This window comes from Beduini massiliensis (genome assembly GCF_000829905.1).
Classification (GTDB): Bacteria; Bacillota_I; Bacilli_A; order Erysipelotrichales; family Coprobacillaceae; genus Beduini; species Beduini massiliensis.
Window position 1 is genome coordinate 399559 of the sequence record NZ_CDPP01000003.1, and the last position, 20841, is coordinate 420399.

Sequence of the window (20841 nt, forward strand, 5' to 3'; positions counted from 1 at the left end):
GGTCGACATTTCAACTGATTGGGCGTGATTACCCAAGTGATCTATTTTATCTGTTAAATAATTTTTGTAGAGCATTCTTCCAGGTTAATCACTTCATCTACAATCGGTAAATAAAATTCGGGATCATGGCTGACAAGCAGGATTGCTCCTCGATAAGTTTTTAAAGCGGTTTGTAATGCTTCCTTAGCATCGACATCTAAATGATTCGTCGGTTCATCCAAGACCAAGACGTTAGCCGGTTTGTTCATAATGGCACATAATCTGGCTTTTGCATTTTCTCCGCCGGATAATACTTTCATTAATGATTCAATATGATCTGTCGTAAGTCCGCATTTAGCGAGCATAGAACGGATTTCTCCATTGTTTTTACTAGGAAACTGATCCCATAGATAATTTAAGGTGGTTTTATTTTCTGACACTTCTTCTTGCTTAAAGAAACCAATCTCTACAAACGGGTCTTTTTCCACTATACCGTCATAGGGTTCCTGCATTCCGATTAATGTCTTCAGCAAGGTTGTTTTTCCTAATCCGTTAACCCCTTTTATCGCTACTTTTTTATTTCTTTCAAAAGTAAGATTCATTGGTTTTGTTAAAGGGGTATCATATCCAATCACTAAATTTTGGCAATGGAACAGAACTTTTCCCGGCGTTCTTGCTTCTTCAAAAGAGAAGACCGGTTTTATTTTTTCTTTTGGTTTGGCTAATATATCCATTTTATCCAATTTCTTTTGTCGGGAACTTGCCATATTGCGTGTCGCTACTCTGGCCTTGTTTCGGGCTATAAAATCTTCCATATCCGCAATCTCTTTCTGTTGTTTTTTATAGGCGAGTTCTTCTTGCTTTTTCTTTAAAGCAGATTGCTGCAAGTAATAATCATAGTCTCCTTTATAACGTGTGAGATTACCGTCTTCTAATGCATAGATGACATTGACAACATTATTTAAAAAGGCAGGGTCATGACTTACTAAGATAAAAGCATTCTCATAGTTCTTCAAGAAATTTGTCAGCCAGTAGATATGCTGCTCATCTAAATAGTTTGTCGGTTCATCTAAAATTAAGATCATTGGATTTTCCAGCAGCAATTTGGTAAGCAGTACTTTAGAGCGCTGTCCTCCGGATAAATCGTTGACTTGTTTATCTAAGCCGATATCGTTTAAGCCAAGTCCCGAAGCGACTTCTTTGATTTTAACGTCAATTGTGTAGAAGCCTACATGATCTAGGATCTCCTGAATTTCTCCGACATCTTCCAAAAGCTGTGTCATCGTATTTTCGTCAGCAGTTCCCATTTGTTCATAAAGAGACATCATTTCCTGCTCAAGATCATAATAGTGCTGAAAAGCGGTCTGTAGGACTTCATAGATGGTTTGTCCCGGTGTTAAGGCAGTATGCTGATCTAAATAACCGATTGTTATACGTTTACACCATTCCAATTTTCCCTCATCGGGTTCAATCTTGCCGGTAATAATATTCAAAAAGGTGGATTTCCCCTCACCGTTTGCGCCTACTAATCCGATATGTTCACCGTTCAACAGACGAAAACTGGCGTCATTTAGTATAGTTCTGCCGCCAAAATCATGGCTGACATGTTCAACGTTTAATATGCTCATTGTTTACCCTCAATTCTCTTTGTTTTCAATAGTATTATTATACATAAAACCGATGATAAAGCAAAAGGTATATCTGTCAATAGAAAACAAATCTTATTCAAAACGCTTTAATTTAGGTAGTTTAACGCTATTTCAATAGTGATCGTTAATAGATTCAAATAGCGGCTGGAATGGTAGTAAGAATGAAATAAAGATGAAACTTTCGGCAACGCAATCAAGTGTTTTGCATCAATGGTGTCATCGGCGCTGATGATATAATATGCGATATGATTTTGGCGCAGCTGTTTTAATGTTTCCTGATGTTGGATCAGCCAATGACCGGTTAATGATATAATCAAGACAACACCTTGCTTTTTTATAAGATCAAAAAGAATAACATCATCGACATCACGATTTAAAAGGTAGGTAGCGTGATGATGCACTTCAAAAATGGAACGCAGATGATTGCTGGCAGGATCACTGTAGCTGGAGTTTAAGATCACGATCGGCTGATGCTGAATAATCTCTTTTAGTTTATGCGTAAGATCAGTAAAATCAATCCATTCAAAAAAGCTTTGTGTAAGAAGATGATCTTTTTTTATAAAAGCGTCGACGGTCGTTTGGATATCTGTCGACTGATCGACATAGGGCAAGATATCCTCTTTTAAAGATTTAAAGCTTGAATAGCCTAGACGTTTACAGAATTTAGTCACAGTGGAAATACTGGTATGGGCTCTGGAAGCGACTTGTTCGATATAAATATCCGGGAAATCATGAATCAATTCAATAAGTGTTTTGGCAATATCATAGTTCGCATCATGATGGCGGCAGTCTGCCAAAAAATCAACGAGTTTAAAATAAACGGGAGTACAGCGTTTATCCATTTTCATCACCTCTTAAAAGATTGTATCAAAACCTAGGCTAAAAGTAAAATGTGTGACAGCGCTTACGATCTGTTTGTCAAAAATGCACAGGTATGATAAAATATGTCTAAAGTGAGGGAAAAATGATGATAGATTACGAAAGTGCGAAGGCGGCATTTGAAAAATATGTCGCACAATATGATCTAAGTGATAATAAAATTCGACTGAAATGGATTCATACTTATGGTGTAGCAGCTTATGCACAAAGAATAGCCGAAGATGAAAAACTAGAAGAAGAAGATATTCAGCTAGCTAAGCTCATCGCATTGCTTCATGATATCGGACGTTTTGAACAAATTCGGCAATTCAACAGTTTTAGTGACAACAATGTATCTCATGCACACTTAGCCAGTGATTATCTGTTTAAAGAAAATCATATCCGTGACTTTATTGAAGACAATCAATATGATGAAATCATAAAAAAGGCAATCGAGCAGCACTCATTGTTCAAAATAGAGGAGCAGGGAAATAAAAGAGAAATTTTGCATATAAAATTAATTCGCGATGCCGACAAGCTGGATAATTTCAGAGTAAAAAACACAGAGGATGTTGAAACCTTATTTGATATCAGTATGGAAGAGTTGGCTCAGCAAAAAATAACCGATCGAATTTATGATCAGATTCTGTGCAGTCAGCCAATCGCAGCAGAAGAAAGAAAAACAAATATTGATATGTGGGCATCATGGATAGCTTTTATTTTTGATTTGAATTTTCGCAGCAGTTTCAAGTGTCTGATCGAGACGGATTATATTACTCAAAATATTGATCGTATTGACTATCAGTTAGCTTATACAAAGAAAAAGATGGACCTTATTAAAAAGCATTGTAATCGCTATATTGTCTGGCGTAGCATCACTAAGTAGGAACGATAAAATTATTTTATCGTTTTTTTCAATTTTAGTGTCACAAACCGATTGTTTTAACGTCTAATAATTGAAAGGAGAAAAATAATGGACAAAAACATGGAAAAATGGGTAGCTAAAGCTATCGAAGGAGACCGAGAAGCATTGGAGTATATTTTAATCGACATCAGAGATTTTGTTTTTAATCTTTCCTTGAGAATGTTAGGATCTGTTGCCGATGCAGAAGATGCTTCTCAGGATATTTTAGTCAAAATTATGACCAGCTTGAGTACTTTCAGACAGGAGAGCCAGTTTAAGACTTGGGTCTATCGTATTGCCACTAATTATCTCATCGATTATAAAAAGTCAATGTTTGCACAACATCCTTTGGATTTTGATTTTTATGCCAATGATATCCGAGCAGGATTTATTGATACCAAAGAAGAGTTATTGATGGGAGTAGATAAAAAAGTGTTGGCAGAAGAATTGAAGATGTCTTGTACCAATGTCATGCTTCAATGCTTGGATGCACCAACACGCTGTATCTTTATTTTGGGCACCATGTTTGGGATTGATAGTAAAACGGCGGGTGAGATTTTAGGAATGACTCCGGCTAACTATCGTCAGAAATTATCAAGAGCAAGAAGAAAAATGGCAGCTTTTTTAAGTGAACACTGTGGGTTATCCGGAGGATATTGCGATTGTGAAAAAAGAATAGGTTATGCGGCAAAACAGCATCGCTTAAATCCTCAAAAACTCGAATTTAAAACCTTAAAGCAATTAGATTCTGACGTTTTAATGCGATGTAAGGCATCGATGGAAGAAATCGACGAACTCTCTACTGTTTTTGATGAACTGCCCAAATATCGTTCATCGCTGGAAGTCAAACAGTTTTTAGAGCAGCTGCTCCAATCAAAACAGCTGAAAGAAGTTCAGCACTATTAGGAGGAAATAATAAAATGAATATACAAAAGATATTAAATTTTTTGACCGAACTTGAACAAAACAATAATAAAGAATGGTATCATGCCCATAAGAGTGAACGCTTAGAAGCAGAAAAAGAATTTGAAAGCCTGATTCAAGAGTTGATTTTAAGAATCGGTGAATTTGATGATTCCGTTTTACCTTTTCAACCCAAGGATCTGACTTTTAAAATGGTGCGGGATACGCGTTTTAGTCATGATAAATCTCCTTATAATCCTGTATTTAGGGCACATATTTCTTCTAAAGGAAAATTGCCGATACCGGTGGGGTATTTTATTTATCTTCAGCCGCAGGATCGTACTTTTTTAGGAGGCGGTCTGTTTGCGGATATGTTTTCTCAGGCAACATCGCTGATGCGAGATTATTTGTCATCGAATAGTGACGCTTTTTTGAAGCTGATTCATGAGGAATCTTTTCAAAAATATTTTACGGTGATGGGAACGCAGCTTAAAAATGTACCTAAAGGCTATGATAAAGAAAGCCCGGTAGCTGAATATTTAAAAAATAAGTGTTGGTATTTAGAATATCCTGTGCAGGATATTTTACTGACTGACAGCGATCACTTTATAAATCAAGCCGTTGAGATTTTTAAGGCAATGGTTCCGTTTAATACATATTTAAATACTGCTTTAAAAGATTTTACGATGCCGGAGCGTTAATTATTTGAGAACATGAAAATTCATGTTCTTTTTCTATATGAGGTCTTGTTATTGTGGGGGGATTTTGTATAATGAAAAGAGGATTGAAAATAATGGACGGGAGAAAAAAGATGGGGTTTAATTCAAATAAAAAGAAAAAGAGCTGGTTTACAATATGGATAGGGTTCATCACTCTTTTAGCGATTGCTTTTTTATTTATCAGTATGTCCTTTATTCATAATATGAATCAAATGTCACATCGAATGTATGAACATCCCTATACAGTTTCCAATGAAGCAAGATCCATGCGGACACGTTTATTGGATATGCGTTTATTTATACAAACCGTACTGATTGACGATGAGACAGAGAGTGCTTCTTTTCTGGCAGAACGATATCAGTTGCAAGAGGATTCAATCGCCATCATTTCAGAGCGCTATTTAGGCCCGACTGAGGATATTGATCGTCTGAATGAAAGTATGCAGGCATTAAAGGATATTCAAACTGAAGCTGTTTTAAATGAAAACATTTATACAAAAGAAGAAATGACAGTGTTTATTGAAGAAAAGGTGAATCCTTGTTATGACGAAGTGAATGACTGCCTGTTAGCTATTATTCGTTTTGCCGATGGCAGGGTAATGGATCTTGAAAAAGAAGTGGCACAAGCGGCTACGCAGACCATCGTTTTATTCTTTTCTCTCTTAGCCTTTATTGTTGGATTTTCAATCTATTTCTGGTACCGTGAAAAGAAGAATATGAAAGAGATTGAATATCGTGAAATGTTGTTTGATGGGTTATCTCGTAATATCGATGATATTATTTATATTTATAATGTGAAACAGAAAAAAACGGAATTCATCAGTGCCAATGAACAACGAGTATTAGGGTTTGTTCCCAATATGGAAAATATAGAGGGGGAGGGCTATTTAGCTTACTTGCCAAAAGAAGAACAATTAAAATTAGATGCAATGATCAGTGCCGGTGAAATACGTGAAACTCAGATTTTTGACTTTAAATTGCCGGTTCAGGGCATTGATAAATATATGCGTGTTCGTATCTATCCGGAAATACACAACAATAAAGTGATTCGTTACATCATTTTCCTGTCGGATCAAACAAAAGAGAACACCATCCAGCAAAACCTTCAAGATGCATTGATGAATGCCCAGCAGGCGAATGCCGCTAAAAGTCAGTTCTTATCAAGAATGAGTCATGAGATTCGTACTCCAATGAATGCGATTATTGGAATGACTTCGATTGCTGCGACTTATATTGATAATCGAGATAAAGTAGAAAACTGTTTAAGCAAAATCGGATTTGCCTCAAAACACTTGATGTCTTTGATTAATGACGTTTTAGATATGTCTAAAATTGAGGAAGGGAAGATGAATATCGCACATGAACGTTTTCATCTTAATGAATTGATCGAGACTGTTTCAACAATCGTTTATCCTCAAGCAGAAGAAAAAGGAGTAGCGTTTAAGGTTCCCATACTAGGAGTGACGGAGGAATATTTATTAGGAGATCCATTACGTTTGCGACAAATCTTGTTTAATTTATTATCCAATGCATTAAAATTTACGCCTTGTGGCGGAGAGATTTGTTTAAAAGTCCAACAGATAAAAAATAATAACGGTAAGGTTCGTTTCCGCTTTACGATAAGCGATACCGGAATCGGAATGAGCGAAGCATTTATGTCTCGCATCTTTAAGCCCTTTGAACAAGAAGATATGAAAACAACACAGACTTTCGGAGGAACCGGATTAGGGCTTTCGATTACACATAATTTAGTCAGCTTAATGGGTGGAACAATACATGTTAAGAGTCAGCCGAATGTCGGAAGTGACTTTATTATTGAACTTCATTTTGATACTGCACAAAATGAAGAACGTCATATTCCACTTCCCCATGAATTTGAAAAATTAAAGATCTTGATAGCGGATGATGATCAAGATACTTGTGAGCATACGTCTTTATTGTTGGAAAAAATGGGAATCAATGCGTCATGGGTTCTTTCCGGCATCCAAGCGGTCACTGCTGTATTGAGTGCACATGAGTGCGGTGAAGATTATGATGTTTGTTTTATTGATTTAAAAATGCCGGATATTGATGGAATCGAAACAGTCAAAAGAATTCGGCAAGCGATTGGTCCAGATACTTTAATCGTGATTATGACCGCTTATGATTGGTCCGTCATCGAAAGTGAGGCGCGTGCAGCCGGAGTGGATTATTTCTTGTCCAAGCCTTTGTTCGCCTCAACGCTATATAATACGCTGCTGTCCATTACGCAAGTTGAATATACATTGCCTCTGCAAAAGGCAACTGAGAAAATAACTGAGGATTTATCCGGAGTGCATCTTTTGCTGGCAGAAGATAATGAACTGAATCGGGAGATTGCGGTTGAAATCCTGCAGATGATGGGAATCTGCGTGGATTGTGTAGAAAATGGAAAAATGGCAGTCGAAAAATTTGAATCTTCCGATATTCAGCAATATGACGCTGTTTTGATGGATATTCAAATGCCAATCATGAATGGCTATGAAGCAGCTAAAGCGATTCGCAGCTGCGGTCATCCTAACGCTAAAAAGATTCCTATTTTGGCTATGACGGCAAATGCATTTCAAGAAGATGTTGCAGAAGCATTGGCGTCAGGAATGAATGCACATATTGCAAAGCCGATCGATCCGAATACATTGTATCAAGTCTTGCTGAAACAATTAAAACAATCCCACTAGAACACATCTTGCTTTATTGCTAAGATGTGTTTTCTATTGAAAAAATGTCATCTTTTAAAGAAAATGGCAGAATTATCAAAAAAGCTTCGTCAGATATCATCGGTTTACCGGCAAAAGTAAAAGGTGATACATCCGCAAGACAGAGTGTCAGAATATCAAAATAAAAAGCGAGGGATCCCTCGCTTTAATGTGACTGTGTATATTTAATATGATAAAACATCTCAATGATTTCAAATAGATAAGTTAAGGAGAATTTGGAAATCAAGGAATCTTTTGGACCACCGAGATTTATGAAAAGATCAAATTGATCTTTAAAGGTATCTTCCACACTTTGTGTAATAATCACCTTGTGCGCCTGCGTATTTTTAAATAAGCGAATGACTTCACTGCTTTGTTCAATGAATTTTCCCGTCATTGAACTTAGAATAACTAAATCATCTTGAGTTGCTTCTTGTAAGATTTCAAGCTGACCTTTTTCATCAAATAAGCCGAAACATTCTTTTCCTAAATAAGCTAATTCAATCTGCAGCTGCATGGTCGTATTCTGAGAATAGTAGTATCCAAGAAAAATAATACGGCGTGCATCATGGATTAAATCGACTAATTGGTTGATTTGGCGATCATCAATCATTTCATAAACACGATCAATTGTATGAATAACACTGTCATGGTGGGCACTTAAAATCGCTTTGCCGTTATCTAACGTTGTCGTTAAACTCTTTGAATTGGGAAAGTAGATATTTTCATACACATTATTGAATTGTTCGATGGAAAGAGAAACAGTCGTTTTAAAATCAATGAAAGATTCAAAATTCAGTTTACGGCATAAACGACTGATTGTTGCCGGTGAAACATAACACATTTCCGCAACATCCGTGATCGAACAATGGGGAATCTGACGAATGTTTTTCAAGATGACTTTGGCAGCATCATAATAAACATCATGCTGAGTTGCGGTATTGATAAATAAGACTAATTGATAGAATGCTATTCTCATAAAAAACTCTCCTTTATGACAGTGTTATTTTATCATATCTTATAAAAAGTCATTCAAAATGTGCAAATCTTGAAAATCTTTTGTATTATTCTTCAAACGGACGCACTCTTAAAGAAAGTCCCAGCTGATCTGCAATTTCCTGACACTGGCGGATTTTCTCTTCACCGATAATATCAACGATTGTCACTGCAACAACAGGGACATAAGATTTGCATTTTACCGCAAAGTCCAACATGCCTTCAAAAGAAGCCATCCCAAAACGACTGCGTGTAAGTTCAAGATATTCTTTAGCACTTGGCGCGTTTAAACTGATCGAGATGATGTCGATGATTCCTTTTAAACGAGGCGTGATATCTGTTGCATACATTAGATTTGCCAGCCCATTAGTATTGATTCGAACAGGTAAGTAGGGACAGGTCTGTTTAAGATGTGCGGCAATAGTCAGTAGATCATCCAACCGTTCTGTAGGTTCGCCAAAACCACAAAAGACACATTCTTTAAAAAGCGTTAAATCATACCTCGAAAGTTCATTGATCACTTCTTGAACTGTAGGTTCCGTTTCCAGCCAGAGAGAATTGTCTTTCATCATTTCTTTTGTTTGTCTTAAACAAAAGGTACAGGCACATGGACAACGATTCGTAAGATTGATATAAAGACTGACATCTTTTTTATTTTGAATGTGTCGAATATCAATATAACTATTATTATATAAAGTATATAAAATTGTCATTTTAAAGACCTCCTATAATGTTATTCTACGCTGAAATCACTTTATGCTCAATCTATTTTCAGATTCTTTACAAGGAATAAAAAAAGGATTATGATCAATGGAGGAGGAATCATAATGAAAAGGATTGTCGATTACGCACAGTTATTTATGAGGGATTATTTAAAAGATGGGGATGTCGCCGTGGATTTTACAATGGGGAATGGGGATGACACCGTGTTTTTAGCCAAGAGGACACCTCATGGGAAAGTCTATGCTTTTGATATTTTGATGCAGGCGTTAATGAATACGAAAGCTAAACTTGAGAAAGAAGAAATAGATAATGTCGAGTTGATTTTAGATGGACATGAACACGTTGATCGATACATATCAAGCTTTAAAGTCGGAGTTTTTAATTTTGGCTATCTGCCACGAGGCAACAAAGCAATGACAACGCTCTTAAAAACAAGTCGGGAAGCGGTAGAAAAAGCTTTGAAACTGCTTGAAAGAAAAGGACTGCTGATTCTAGTTTTATATCCTGGACATGAACAAGGGGCATTGGAAAGCCGCTATTTTTCTTCTTACATTCAATCCCTCGATACTTACTGTTATGAGTGTTTTACTTTTAAAATGGAGAATAAAACAGACTGTCCCTATATCATCGGAATTGAAAAGAAACGCGAAAAATAAAGAGATTTTATGCAATTTATAGGGAAACTGTAAGAAATAGAAGAAATCGGTAAAAATCGAGCAAGAAATATCAATTTTTTTATTATCCAAAGACATTTATTAATGAATTGTGGTATACTGTTTTTGTAATCATTTTACAAGGAGGAAATTTAATAATGAGTAATGTTTTAAACAAAAAAGCACTAGCTGAAAAAATTGCTGAAAAATGCGAATTAAACAAAAAACAATCAGAAGCTATCGTGAATGCGGTATTTGATGAAATTAAAACAACTTTAGAAGAAAAAGGAACTGTAGATATCTATGGTTTTGGTAAATTTGAATTAGCTCATCGTGAAGCCAGAGAAGGAATCAATCCTTTAACTAAACAAAAAATGACGTTTGCAGCTAGCAACTCTGTAAAATTTAAATCTTCTAAAGCATTAAAAGACGCAGTAAATAATAAATAAATAAAAAACACACTCCCCCTAGATTGGTGAGCGTGTTTTTTTATTTGAAGCCAATTTCTTCTTTGACATAATCAATCGGCATATCCTGTCCGGTCCACAGTTTAAATGAAGCGGCTCCCTGCCACAACAGCATATTGATGCCATTCATAAATTTGCATCCGGCTGCTTCTGCCATTTCCAATAGTTTGGTTTTCTGAGGGTTATAGATAATATCCACAACAAATAACTCCGGAGTAAAATAGCTTAGATCGGGAATATAAGATATCCCATCCATTGGTGCCATTCCAACATTAGTGGCATTAATGAAATATTGACTGTTATGCATATCTGCTTTTAAAGCGACTAAATCATCTAAATCTTTAACCGTTACTTTTGCTTGGGTATTATCCGTGATTTTTTGAGCTGTTTCTAAAGCATTAGGAAAGAAACGGTCTTTTTTATTATAAATGATAAGTTCCTTTACACCATCCATTGCTGCTTGAATTGCAATAGCGGTTGCCGCTCCGCCACAGCCTACAATTATCATTTTCTTATTGATCGGATCTTCACCAGCATCTTTTAATGCCGACATTAATCCTGTCCCATCGGTAATATGTCCGGTTAAAACACCATTATCATTGACAATCGTATTGACTGCTCCGATCAATCGAGCGACCGGTGATAAGTGATCTAAGTAAGGAATGACAGCCGTTTTATAAGGCATGGATACGTTGCATCCACGTACTTTCATTGCTTTTAATCCTAAAATCGTATTTTCAAGATCTTCTTCATCAATCTCAAAAGCAAGATATGCATAATCCAATCCTAATTTTCTAAATCCGGCGTTCTGCAAAGCCGGTGAAATACTATGGCGAATAGGTTTTGCAATCAGTGCCATCAGTTCTGTATGTCCAGTAATTCTTTTTTCCATATTTCTTTCTCCCTTATGGATATTATTATAACGAAAATGAAAAAAAATCCAACTTATTTGTTGGATTTTATTTGATAAGCGTCCATCCCTAAATAAACAGCACGATCACCTAAATAATGTTCAATTCTAAGCAATTCGTTGTATTTAGCGATACGTTCACTTCGTGAAAGTGATCCGGTTTTGATCTGCATCGTATTTAAACCGACTGCTAAAGAAGCAATTGTTGTATCTTCACTTTCACCGGAACGATGACTCATGATCGTTGTATAACCGTTTTTCTTAGCTAACATAATGGTTTCAATCGTTTCCGATAAAGTTCCGATCTGATTAGGTTTAATTAGGATTGAGTTTGCGATATGTTCATCGATCCCATGCTGTAAACGTTCCTGATTAGTAACAAATAAATCATCGCCAACCAACTGAACTTTGTCTCCTAGTTGTTTGGTTAATTCTTTCCATCCGGCTTCATCTTCCTGATCTAAACCATCTTCAATAGAAATGATAGGGTAAGCTTTGATCAATTCTTTATAATAGTCAATCAATTCAATAGAACTTAAGGTACGATGTTCACCGGTTAAATGGTATGTTCCATCTTCATAAAATTCACTGCTGGCAACATCCAGTGCAATGTAGAAATCTTTTCCCGGCTCATAATTAGCGGCTTTGATCGCTTCAACGATTAATTCAATCGCTTCTTTATTGCTGGAAAGATTAGGGGCAAATCCACCTTCATCTCCGGTCGCTGTAACATGATTTTTACTTTTCAAAATGGCTTTTAAATGATGGAATACTTCGATGCTTTGACGTAAGGCTTCTTTGAATGTTTTCGCACCAGTCGGGACGATCATGAACTCTTGGAAATCAATACTGTTTGCCGCATGCATCCCACCATTGATAATATTCATCATAGGAGTAGGCAGGACATAACCGTTGATTCCGCCGATATACTGATGATAAGGCATGAAATAGTAATTTGCAGCCGCTTTGCTTACGGCTAAAGATACACCCAGAATAGCATTGGCTCCTAATTTTACTTTGTTCTTACTGCCATCTAATTCAATTAAGGCTTGATCAATTTCTTTTTGTTTTGTAACATCTTTTCCTAATAAATGTTTGCTGATGGTTTCATTAACATTTTTAACGGCTTTCAAAACCCCTTTACCAAGATAGCGTTTTTCATTTTCATCTCGTAATTCATGGGCTTCAAATTTTCCTGTAGAGGCACCCGAAGGCACAATGGCACATCCGATTGCTCCTGATTTGGTTTCTACGACAACTTCAATCGTGGGATTTCCACGAGAATCTATAACTTCCATTGCTTCTATACGTATAATAGTTGACATAATTGTTTCTCCTCTCTTTTATTAATATTGTTCCTAAAACTAAATAAATTATACAGGAGATTGTCGAAATATAAAAGTTATATGCATTTAACATTTTTGCGATTTTCCTCTTTTTTGCGAACAATAACCGATTTAGGATAAATTTTAAAAAGAAGCGGGTATACTTTGACTATAAATACAAGAGATGGTGGTGTAAATAATGTCACATAAAATGATAAAAATCTATTTAGGACTGATGATATGTTTGATCGTTACCGGTTGTCAGCAGGAGCCTCAGCCTCATTTTCCTTCAGAAATCAATATCCATGATTATAATGGTTACGTTGAATTTGGAACACCGATTCAAACAAAAGGGGAAGGAATTCAGGTGAATGGAAATACAGTGACGATTCATACCGGCGGAACTTATGCTTTAACGGGGGAAAGTATGGATGGTCAAGTGATCATAGATGCTGGTGATCAGCCGGTGGAATTAGTATTTGCCGGATTAGAATTAACATGCCAAAACAACAGTCCTATTCTTATTCGCTCTGCTCAGGCAGTGACTCTCACAACAAAAGAAGATACTCAAAATAAATTAAAAGATACCAAAAACTATCTTCTGAATGATATTGGAGCGACGGCTGTTATCTATAGCCAATGTGATCTGACTTTAAAAGGAAAGGGACTGCTTGAAATTGAAGGGCGTTATCAAAATGGGATTGAGACGAAAGGAAACATGACGATCGAATCCGGTCGGTATATTATCGATGCTGTTTATAATGGGTGTGTCAGTTTCAATCAAATGGTGTTGCAAAAAGCCGATTATACGATTCAAAGTGACGATACAGCCATTAAAGGGAAAACGATTTTTGTGCAGGATGGGACTTTCTTGTTGGAAAGCAAAAAAACGGCAATGGCGGCAGAATGGATGGATATTACACAGGGAATGTGGACGGTAGAAAGTCAGGAAAATGGATTTATTGCCGAAGAGTTGCTGACGATTCGTGATGGAACCTATCTTTTTGACAGTAAAAAACGATGCATGGAAGCAAATGACCTCGCTATATATCAAGGGGCTTTTACACTAAACAGTGAAGAAATCGGTATTTCCGTAAAAGATCATTTCGCTGTTTACGGAGGAACGTTAAGAATAGACAACAGTCAAACAGGATTATTGGCACATTCTTTGGATGTCAACGATGGAACTTTGAATATTATGAGTACAGTGGATGGTTTGCACATCATTGAAAAAAATGAGCAGGCAGGAAATCTGCTGATTCAAAACGGAAATATTATTATAGATGCCGGAAGCATTGGGTTTAATATTGAGGGGACAATGAAGATGCAAGGGGGGACAGTCTATTTAAACGGACCAACCCATTCACAAAGTCAGGCGCTTGTCTGTAGCCAAGCTTATGAAATGAACGGGGGCATCTTTTGTTCCCTGGATATGAGCGGTCCGACACAGTTGCCGATACCGGAGTCTCAACAGGCAGGGTTATTGATTACATTGGGAAAGTCCTTTGCTACGGGAACCTCGATTATGATCAAAGATAATAATGATCATAATATTTTTGAATATACAAGTTTGAAAGCTTTCCAAACAATGATGATTTCAACGGTAAAGTTAAGTTTAGGAGATACCTATTTGATTTATATCAATAATCAGCTTTATGGTGAAATCACGTTATATACGGCTTATAGTCCCATTCGCTATTAAAACTTCTTATATGAGAAGTTTTTTTTCTTGATACGACAATTATTTTATAATCAAACAGATATAATCATAAGCAAAGAAACAAGGGGTGAAAATTATGTCTAAAAGTAATCGAATTATTATGGCAGTCTTGGTGATGGTCATGGTGATGGCTGTTATGTATATCACTCACTATGCTTTTGAAATTTCACGTTTAGTTCATCATCAGCAGCAGGAAGGATGGTATGAGGTTTATGATTCAAAAAATAATCAATAAATGTTTGCTTCTCCTTTGTGTATTCATCATACTTTTTATCTTTTTACCGGTTTGTTTAGGCTTTGATCTCCATGTTTCACCTACATCGCCTTGGTCTTTGATTTACAGTCGTTCCATCACGTTTGACCATTTGCAAACAGATACACGATTGTTGATTAAGGACAAGGAAAATCAAGTTTCTATCCAATCTGCGGCTTTGATTAATCCGGTGACTCGGACTATTATTCTGGATAATCAGGAAACTATCAGTGAAAATGGAATTATCGGACAAGCCGTCGTCTCCATTCCTTATCTGGGAAATTTTTACACCACACTACAGGCGATTGAATATGATATCAAACTGCAAGTCATTGTACTGATTTTAAGTATCTACGTTTTACCTGAAATATGCCGAACTTTATTAAAAAAATGGGGAATCCAATCTAAAAAGGTGATACAATAAAGAAAAACAAAGGAGAGAAAAATATGGCAAGACTAACCTGTAATTTTATTTCTTATGTATTAAAAAGAGCGGTAGATATTACTGTCATTATTCCGACCACAACAATCCCGGAATCGTTAATGATGGACCCAAAGCAAAAACCAACGCATGTGATTGAAGAAAAATATCCGGTTTTGTATTTACTGCATGGCTATGGGAATAATCATGCAACATGGGCAGGCTACAGCAAAATTGAGCTTTATGCGGAAGAACGCAGCATGGCAGTCGTGATGTTGTCGGCAGAAAACAAAGCATACAATAATGTAAGTGAGGAAGATCATTACTATGATTTTTTAAGTGAAGAATTACCCGAATTCGTTGCATCGATGTTTCCCGTTTCCACACGAAAAGAAGATACTTATATAGCGGGATTGTCAATGGGAGGCTATGGAACCTTGGTGCATGGTTTAACTCATCCGGAACGTTTTCATGCAATCGGTTCTTTTTCCGGTGCGGTATCCATGCTCAACGGAAAAGAGGGCGCTTATGATGTGATGAATATTATCAAGCACCTCTTAGAAACCAAGCAGACCTTCCCTCAGATATATATTGCTTGTGGAAAAGAAGATTTCCTTTACGATGCCAATGTTCAACTGGTTGAATATCTGAAAAATAATAAGGTGCCTGTCACTGTTGATTTTGTAGAGGGATATACCCATGAATGGCGTTTTTGGGATATGGAAGCAGAGCGCTTTTTAGATTGGTTGGATCGCAGTGATTTTTATGCAGGGAAAAAACGTAAGGTCTAATCGTGGATCAAGATTTAGTCTATTTAATTTTATCCATCGTTCAAGAAATTCCTAAAGGCAAAGTAGCGAGCTATAAACAGCTTGCCGTCTTAGCAGATCGCCCTAAAAATGCACGTTTAGTTGGAAAGATATTGAGTCATGCTTCTTATTTTGGCGAATTTCCCTGTCATCGGGTGGTCAATTCTGCCGGTCGCTTGGTTCCCGGCTGGGAAAATCAACGGGCATTATTAGAAGCTGAACAGGTTATATTTAAAGAAAACGGTAATGTTGATATGAAAAAATGTCAGTGGAGAGTCGGATGCGATTAGATAAATATTTGCAGTTAACGAAACAATTTTCTAAAAAAGAAATTCAGCAGCTGTTGAAACAACATGCAATCACAGTGAATGGAAATAAAGCCGCTTCTTTAAAACAAGATGTATCTAAAACAGATAAAGTATGTTTAATGGGAAGCAGAATTACCGAAGCACCTTATTTTTATCTGATGGTCAATAAACCTGCGGGAATTTTGAGTGCATTAAAAGATTCGCATGAAAAAACGATCATGGATCTTATTGAACATCCTCGTAAAGACAGTCTGCGCATTATGGGAAGATTGGATCGGGATACTACTGGTCTGATGATATTAACCAATGACACGCGAACTATAAAACGAATTACATTGCCTCAGTCGCACGTTGAAAAAGAATATGAAGTCACACTGCGTGATCCTATTTCAAAAGTAGCGGTTCAAGCATTTGCGGAGGGACTATTTATCGATCAAAATGTTCAGCTAAAGCCGGCAGAACTAACGATCTTGGATGATTATCATGTAAAAGTCATTATCAGTGAAGGACGTTATCATCAAATTAAAAAAATGTTTCTGTCTATACATAATCAAGTACTTACATTAAAACGTATTCGCATACATCATTTATATTTAGATGATTCGTTGGCTTTAGGACAATATAAATGCTTAGATGAAAAAGAAATAGAACAATTAACAGCAAAATAAAAAACGATCTGCGGATCGTTTTATAATACCTGTAAATTCATATAATAGACATGCGAATCAAATAAATCTGCCATGATCTGATCTGTTTCAATATCTTCTGCATCTTCCCCTTGCCAGTAGCTCGCCAGAAATGTTTTCAAATCTTCCAGCCGTTCTTCTTGAATACGTAAACTGATGGCTAATTCTGCATAATCCGCAATTTTCGCATAAGGCCGCATAGGTGAAAAAGATAAATCTTGTATTTCTATGGCTGTCTGATTTTTTAGGATTTGTTTGATGTGTTCATAAACTGTTTCCTCTTCACTGTTTAAAAGCATATGTATAATAATTTTCTGCATAAAAAAACACTCCTTTTACCCATTATAGCATAAATGGCTAATCTTTGGAGTGTTTTATAAAGGTATCCATAATATCTAAAAGCATTTCTTTTTGTTTAGGGGAAAGCTGTTCTAATCTTTTGGCAACATCTTCGTCCAAATAGTTTTTCTTACCGGGATTAGTTCCTCTTACCACTTCTGCCATATCTAATTCTAAGTACTGACATAAATCATTAAGAACAGAAAGGGACATGTTTGACTTTCCATTTTCTATACGAGAGATAAAAAAGGTGGTAATCTTTAATTGTTCAGCCATAGTGTCTTGAGTAATATGTAATTCTTTTCTTTTTGCTTTTAATCGGTTACCGATTACTTTCAAATTGACATTATCCATCTTTTTTCCTCCTATCTATTATTTAAGATAAAGTGAAATCCAACATAATTCTATATACTTATTCATCAATATTGACTTGAAACCTATTATTTAAAAACTCTCCTTAATAATAAGGAGAGCTTGATTACGAATTGTTAATGATGGCATCTAGTAAAGCAAGGGCCAATTCTCTTTGTTTAGAATTGAGAGATTCGATACGCAAAGCAAACTCATCTTCAAGATATTTAGGACCTTGAGGATTAATACCGCGAACGACATCCGATAAATCCATGTTTAGATACTGGCAAATTGAAGTCATCATGGCTAGGGTCGTGCTGGTTTTGCCATTTTCAAGTTTGGAAATGAAAGAAATGGTCATATTAAGATCCAAATGCATTTGTTCTTGGGAAATCTTTAGTTCTTTTCTACGAGATTTAAGGCGTCTGCCTACAACCGCTAAGTTTAATTCTTCCATTCTTTCATCACCTCTCATACATTAAAGATAAATCGAAACTGTTTTAAATACTACGGCATATTTAATCAATGTTGACTTTAAACGTATTATTATTTTTGGTATCTATTGGTATCTTTATACATGAATTTCTTGTATAATAAAGGCGGTGATAAAAATGGACTTATTAAAAGAATTAAATCCACAACAATATTTAGCGGCAACGAAGGTAGATGCCAATGTCAGGATCATTGCGGGAGCAGGATCTGGAAAAACACGTGTTTTAACTTATCGTATTGCTTATCTAATCAATGAAATAGGGGTAGATCCTCGAAAAATTCTAGCGATTACCTTTACAAATAAAGCGGCTAATGAAATGAAGAGTCGTGTTGAGCGAATGCTGGATGGCTCAACTTTAGGGTCTACGATTTGTACGATCCATTCATTATGTGTGCGTATTTTAAGAGAACATATTCATTTATTAGGATACCCGCGTTATTTTGTGATCATTGATACAGAAGATCAAAAAAGTATTTTAAAGGATATATACAGTCAGTTAGAAATAGATGTGAAAACATTTAGCTATTCAAGTATGCTTTCATTAATCAGTCGTTACAAGCGTGGAGGAGTTGAACCTGAAAAAGCAATGAAGCTTGCCGGGGATTTTCGTGGAGAAAAACTAAAAGCGAAAGTATATGAGTTATATCTGGCTTATCAACAGAAAGAACTATGTTTGGACTTTGATGACTTATTGCTAAAAACATTGGAAATTTTCAAACAATTCCCTTTGGCACTGGAAACGTGGCAGCACCGTTTTCAGTATATTCATGTCGATGAGTTTCAAGATGTCAGTGAAGTAGAGTATGCTATTGTGAAATATTTAGGAGGCAATCATAACTTTGTGTGTGTAGTAGGGGACCCGGATCAAACGATTTATTCATTTAGGGGTGCAAATGTTAACTATATTATTGATTTTGATAAAGATTATGAAAATGTAGTAACAGTGTATTTGAATCAGAATTATCGCTCTACTCAAAATATATTAAATGGTGCCAACACGTTAATTCGTCATAACCGCAACCGATTAGAAAAAGATTTGTTTACTAAATTAGATGCAGGGGATCATATCGTGCATTATAGTGGCGGCAGTCAGGAGGAGGAAGCTCAGTTTGTCGTGGATGAGATTAATCGGATCATTGATTCCGTAGAAGGGGTTAACTATCATGATTTTTTAATTCTTTATCGAGCTAACTATTTGTCACGTCCAATTGAACAGGCTTTATTAAGAAATAAAATGGATTATCGTATCTTTGGCGGACTGCGATTCACAGATCGTAAAGAAGTCAAAGATGTCTTATCGTATATGCGCCTTGTTGCATTTCATGACGATTTGGCAATGAATCGTATTATCAATGTACCGGGACGTGGAATCGGAAAAAAGACAATGGAGAAAATAACGTCGTTTGCTTTAGCGAATGAGATGAGTATTTATGATAGCTTAAAAGATCATATGGGAGAAATGGGTCTATCAGCAAAAGTGAAAAAGAATTTGACTTCTTTACTTACATTATTGGAGAAAGTTAAAGAAGGCATTGATTATGGTCAGATTGATTTAGTCGAAGCATATGATCTTATCCTTCATGATTCGGGTTATATGGATATGTTGAAACTGGAAAATGAAGATGCTCGTATTGAAAACGTATTGGAAGTTAAAAATATGGCGGCAGATTTCATGCGTCGTTATGACGGTGAAAATGTATTGGAAGAATTCCTGCAAGAAATTCCTTTGTCTAATCTTCAGGACAATGACACAGACGAGAGTGAATACATCTCACTGATGACTATTCATATGTCTAAAGGTTTGGAATTCAACTACGTATTTGTTGTGGGACTTTCGGATGATGTGTTTCCAAGTTTCAGAAGCGTTGCCGAAAGTGGAGATGATGGTTTAGAGGAAGAACGTCGTTTAGCCTATGTTGCTTTTACACGCGCGAAAAAGAAATTGTATCTTTGTGACAGTCAGGGCTTTAGCTTTGTAACGAACAGTCCTAAGCTGACATCACGTTTTATTGATGAAATAGGAATGGATGGGGTCGACCATCATGGGAAACGACAGCAATATAAAACAAGTGACTATATTAATGTTAAAGAAACGATGAGTGAAAGAATCGGGGATAACGGGATTACGGATATGCAAGTCGGAGATCTTTTAGAACACCAGATGTTTGGTAAGGGAGTGGTGGTAAAGATTGATGGCAATATGATTGATGTTGCTTTTGCAGTTCCCTTTGGGATAAAGACATTGATTAAAAATCATAAAGCAATAAAGAAACTTGATTCATAAGTTTCTTTTTGTTTATAGAGAAGAAATACATATTTTGACAAAAAAATTAAAAAATAATAAAAAAGACTTGTCAAGAGAGGAAGGACGTGGTAATATAAACAGGCAGTCCGATCAAGGGCCGCGGAGACCATTGAAAACTGAACAGAACACGTCAAACAATTTCGATCGAAAGAAAGAAAATTGAGAAGAAAAAAAGAAACAAAAGTCAGAAGACAAAAGAGTCAAAGAAAAACAGATTGATGATATAAAGTATCATGGAGAGTTTGATCCTGGCTCAGGATGAACGCTGGCGGCGTGCCTAATACATGCAAGTCGAACGCATCACCTTGGTGATGAGTGGCGAACGGGTGAGTAAGACATAAGCAACCTGGCTGTAC

General features: G+C 36.2%; 22 protein-coding genes and 1 rRNA gene. 14 read left to right on the forward strand and 9 right to left on the reverse strand.

Features of this window, described 5'->3' with window-relative positions:
• Nucleotides 1-53: 53 nt before the first annotated feature.
• Nucleotides 54-1607 (reverse strand): ABC-F family ATP-binding cassette domain-containing protein, encoded by a 1554-nt coding sequence (locus tag BN1225_RS03670; protein ID WP_041138435.1) that lies wholly within the window; start codon nucleotides 1605-1607, stop codon nucleotides 54-56.
• A 107-nt stretch (nucleotides 1608-1714) separates the two neighbouring features.
• Entirely contained in the window at nucleotides 1715-2470 is a 756-nt protein-coding gene (locus BN1225_RS03675) for a MurR/RpiR family transcriptional regulator (RefSeq protein WP_041138436.1), read from the reverse strand.
• Nucleotides 2471-2592: 122 nt separating this feature from the next.
• Here BN1225_RS03675 and BN1225_RS03680 point away from each other — a divergent pair, with 122 nt between their 5' ends.
• The 4 genes from BN1225_RS03680 (at nucleotide 2593) to BN1225_RS03695 (ending at nucleotide 7708) form a co-directional block, all read left to right on the forward strand.
• A complete protein-coding gene (locus BN1225_RS03680) occupies nucleotides 2593-3372 on the forward strand; it encodes an HD domain-containing protein (protein ID WP_052466303.1) in 780 nt (259 codons plus the stop codon).
• 87 nt (nucleotides 3373-3459) lie between these two features.
• Nucleotides 3460-4296, forward strand: a complete 837-nt coding sequence (locus tag BN1225_RS03685; protein ID WP_187117529.1) for an RNA polymerase sigma factor — start codon at nucleotides 3460-3462, stop codon at nucleotides 4294-4296.
• A 14-nt stretch (nucleotides 4297-4310) separates the two neighbouring features.
• On the forward strand, nucleotides 4311-4994 hold the full coding sequence (locus BN1225_RS03690) for a DUF2461 domain-containing protein (RefSeq protein ID WP_041138438.1): 684 nt from the start codon (nucleotides 4311-4313) through the stop codon (nucleotides 4992-4994).
• Between the two features lie 71 nt (nucleotides 4995-5065).
• Complete coding sequence (locus BN1225_RS03695) at nucleotides 5066-7708, forward strand: response regulator (protein WP_052466305.1); 2643 nt, start codon at nucleotides 5066-5068, stop codon at nucleotides 7706-7708.
• Between the two features lie 184 nt (nucleotides 7709-7892).
• Here BN1225_RS03695 and BN1225_RS03700 read toward each other — a convergent pair whose 3' ends face one another.
• Both BN1225_RS03700 and BN1225_RS03705 read right to left on the reverse strand, forming a co-directional pair.
• Entirely contained in the window at nucleotides 7893-8705 is an 813-nt protein-coding gene (locus BN1225_RS03700) for a MurR/RpiR family transcriptional regulator (protein WP_041138439.1), read from the reverse strand.
• Between the two features lie 85 nt (nucleotides 8706-8790).
• Nucleotides 8791-9435, reverse strand: a complete 645-nt coding sequence (locus tag BN1225_RS03705) for a TatD family nuclease-associated radical SAM protein (RefSeq protein WP_041138440.1) — start codon at nucleotides 9433-9435, stop codon at nucleotides 8791-8793.
• 90 nt (nucleotides 9436-9525) lie between these two features.
• Between BN1225_RS03705 and BN1225_RS03710 the strand changes: the two genes are divergently transcribed.
• Complete coding sequence (locus BN1225_RS03710; protein ID WP_074434789.1) at nucleotides 9526-10101, forward strand: tRNA 5-(aminomethyl)-2-thiouridylate-methyltransferase MnmM; 576 nt, start codon at nucleotides 9526-9528, stop codon at nucleotides 10099-10101.
• Nucleotides 10102-10256: 155 nt separating this feature from the next.
• A complete protein-coding gene (locus BN1225_RS03715) occupies nucleotides 10257-10547 on the forward strand; it encodes an HU family DNA-binding protein (RefSeq protein WP_041138442.1) in 291 nt (96 codons plus the stop codon).
• Nucleotides 10548-10587: 40 nt separating this feature from the next.
• Here BN1225_RS03715 and BN1225_RS03720 read toward each other — a convergent pair whose 3' ends face one another.
• A complete protein-coding gene (locus tag BN1225_RS03720) occupies nucleotides 10588-11457 on the reverse strand; it encodes a shikimate dehydrogenase (RefSeq protein ID WP_041138443.1) in 870 nt (289 codons plus the stop codon).
• Nucleotides 11458-11510: 53 nt separating this feature from the next.
• Complete coding sequence (eno, locus tag BN1225_RS03725) at nucleotides 11511-12800, reverse strand: phosphopyruvate hydratase (protein WP_041138444.1); 1290 nt, start codon at nucleotides 12798-12800, stop codon at nucleotides 11511-11513.
• A 199-nt stretch (nucleotides 12801-12999) separates the two neighbouring features.
• On the opposite strand from eno, the gene BN1225_RS03730 reads away from it, so the two are divergent.
• The 6 genes from BN1225_RS03730 to BN1225_RS03750 all read left to right on the forward strand — a co-directional run bounded on the left by BN1225_RS03730 (nucleotide 13000) and on the right by BN1225_RS03750 (nucleotide 16979).
• A complete protein-coding gene (locus tag BN1225_RS03730) occupies nucleotides 13000-14502 on the forward strand; it encodes a carbohydrate-binding domain-containing protein (RefSeq protein WP_041138445.1) in 1503 nt (500 codons plus the stop codon).
• Nucleotides 14503-14596: 94 nt separating this feature from the next.
• A complete protein-coding gene (locus BN1225_RS14710) occupies nucleotides 14597-14755 on the forward strand; it encodes a hypothetical protein (RefSeq protein ID WP_156133045.1) in 159 nt (52 codons plus the stop codon).
• On the forward strand, nucleotides 14733-15197 hold the full coding sequence (locus BN1225_RS03735; RefSeq protein WP_041138446.1) for a hypothetical protein: 465 nt from the start codon (nucleotides 14733-14735) through the stop codon (nucleotides 15195-15197). Before BN1225_RS14710 ends, BN1225_RS03735 begins: the two co-directional genes overlap by 23 nt.
• A 23-nt stretch (nucleotides 15198-15220) precedes the next feature.
• Nucleotides 15221-15985, forward strand: a complete 765-nt coding sequence (locus BN1225_RS03740; RefSeq protein WP_052466307.1) for an alpha/beta hydrolase — start codon at nucleotides 15221-15223, stop codon at nucleotides 15983-15985.
• Between the two features lie 2 nt (nucleotides 15986-15987).
• Complete coding sequence (locus tag BN1225_RS03745) at nucleotides 15988-16293, forward strand: MGMT family protein (protein WP_041138447.1); 306 nt, start codon at nucleotides 15988-15990, stop codon at nucleotides 16291-16293.
• Entirely contained in the window at nucleotides 16284-16979 is a 696-nt protein-coding gene (locus BN1225_RS03750; RefSeq protein ID WP_041138448.1) for a pseudouridine synthase, read from the forward strand. The genes BN1225_RS03745 and BN1225_RS03750 overlap by 10 nt, the downstream gene beginning before the upstream one ends.
• Nucleotides 16980-16999: 20 nt before the next feature.
• On the opposite strand, the gene BN1225_RS03755 is transcribed toward BN1225_RS03750, so the two are convergent.
• The 3 genes from BN1225_RS03755 to BN1225_RS03765 all read right to left on the reverse strand — a co-directional run bounded on the left by BN1225_RS03755 (nucleotide 17000) and on the right by BN1225_RS03765 (nucleotide 18162).
• Nucleotides 17000-17317 carry a hypothetical protein gene (locus BN1225_RS03755; RefSeq protein WP_041138449.1) on the reverse strand — a complete coding sequence of 106 codons (318 nt, stop codon included), beginning with the start codon at nucleotides 17315-17317 and terminating at the stop codon, nucleotides 17000-17002.
• Between the two features lie 37 nt (nucleotides 17318-17354).
• Complete coding sequence (locus BN1225_RS14010) at nucleotides 17355-17690, reverse strand: helix-turn-helix domain-containing protein (RefSeq protein ID WP_052466309.1); 336 nt, start codon at nucleotides 17688-17690, stop codon at nucleotides 17355-17357.
• Nucleotides 17691-17814: 124 nt separating this feature from the next.
• Nucleotides 17815-18162, reverse strand: coding sequence for a helix-turn-helix domain-containing protein (locus tag BN1225_RS03765; protein ID WP_082029266.1), 348 nt, complete (start codon nucleotides 18160-18162; stop codon nucleotides 17815-17817).
• Between the two features lie 136 nt (nucleotides 18163-18298).
• Between BN1225_RS03765 and BN1225_RS03770 the strand changes: the two genes are divergently transcribed.
• Together BN1225_RS03770 and BN1225_RS14485 are read left to right on the forward strand one after the other, a co-directional pair.
• Nucleotides 18299-20464, forward strand: a complete 2166-nt coding sequence (locus BN1225_RS03770) for an ATP-dependent helicase (protein ID WP_041138451.1) — start codon at nucleotides 18299-18301, stop codon at nucleotides 20462-20464.
• Nucleotides 20465-20715: 251 nt separating this feature from the next.
• A 16S ribosomal RNA gene (locus BN1225_RS14485) occupies nucleotides 20716-20841 on the forward strand; the annotation flags it as partial.

Coding starts and splice junctions, on each gene's coding strand:
- BN1225_RS03670 (WP_041138435.1), bottom strand. CDS start 1,607: ATGAGCATATTAAACGTTGAACATGTCAGCCATGATTTTGGCGGCAGA.
- BN1225_RS03675 (WP_041138436.1), bottom strand. CDS start 2,470: ATGGATAAACGCTGTACTCCCGTTTATTTTAAACTCGTTGATTTTTTG.
- BN1225_RS03680 (WP_052466303.1), top strand. CDS start 2,593: ATGATGATAGATTACGAAAGTGCGAAGGCGGCATTTGAAAAATATGTC.
- BN1225_RS03685 (WP_187117529.1), top strand. CDS start 3,460: ATGGACAAAAACATGGAAAAATGGGTAGCTAAAGCTATCGAAGGAGAC.
- BN1225_RS03690 (WP_041138438.1), top strand. CDS start 4,311: ATGAATATACAAAAGATATTAAATTTTTTGACCGAACTTGAACAAAAC.
- BN1225_RS03695 (WP_052466305.1), top strand. CDS start 5,066: ATGAAAAGAGGATTGAAAATAATGGACGGGAGAAAAAAGATGGGGTTT.
- BN1225_RS03700 (WP_041138439.1), bottom strand. CDS start 8,705: ATGAGAATAGCATTCTATCAATTAGTCTTATTTATCAATACCGCAACT.
- BN1225_RS03705 (WP_041138440.1), bottom strand. CDS start 9,435: ATGACAATTTTATATACTTTATATAATAATAGTTATATTGATATTCGA.
- BN1225_RS03710 (WP_074434789.1), top strand. CDS start 9,526: ATGATCAATGGAGGAGGAATCATAATGAAAAGGATTGTCGATTACGCA.
- BN1225_RS03715 (WP_041138442.1), top strand. CDS start 10,257: ATGAGTAATGTTTTAAACAAAAAAGCACTAGCTGAAAAAATTGCTGAA.
- BN1225_RS03720 (WP_041138443.1), bottom strand. CDS start 11,457: ATGGAAAAAAGAATTACTGGACATACAGAACTGATGGCACTGATTGCA.
- eno (WP_041138444.1), bottom strand. CDS start 12,800: ATGTCAACTATTATACGTATAGAAGCAATGGAAGTTATAGATTCTCGT.
- BN1225_RS03730 (WP_041138445.1), top strand. CDS start 13,000: ATGTCACATAAAATGATAAAAATCTATTTAGGACTGATGATATGTTTG.
- BN1225_RS14710 (WP_156133045.1), top strand. CDS start 14,597: ATGTCTAAAAGTAATCGAATTATTATGGCAGTCTTGGTGATGGTCATG.
- BN1225_RS03735 (WP_041138446.1), top strand. CDS start 14,733: ATGATTCAAAAAATAATCAATAAATGTTTGCTTCTCCTTTGTGTATTC.
- BN1225_RS03740 (WP_052466307.1), top strand. CDS start 15,221: ATGGCAAGACTAACCTGTAATTTTATTTCTTATGTATTAAAAAGAGCG.
- BN1225_RS03750 (WP_041138448.1), top strand. CDS start 16,284: ATGCGATTAGATAAATATTTGCAGTTAACGAAACAATTTTCTAAAAAA.
- BN1225_RS03755 (WP_041138449.1), bottom strand. CDS start 17,317: ATGCAGAAAATTATTATACATATGCTTTTAAACAGTGAAGAGGAAACA.
- BN1225_RS14010 (WP_052466309.1), bottom strand. CDS start 17,690: ATGGATAATGTCAATTTGAAAGTAATCGGTAACCGATTAAAAGCAAAA.
- BN1225_RS03765 (WP_082029266.1), bottom strand. CDS start 18,162: ATGAGAGGTGATGAAAGAATGGAAGAATTAAACTTAGCGGTTGTAGGC.
- BN1225_RS03770 (WP_041138451.1), top strand. CDS start 18,299: ATGGACTTATTAAAAGAATTAAATCCACAACAATATTTAGCGGCAACG.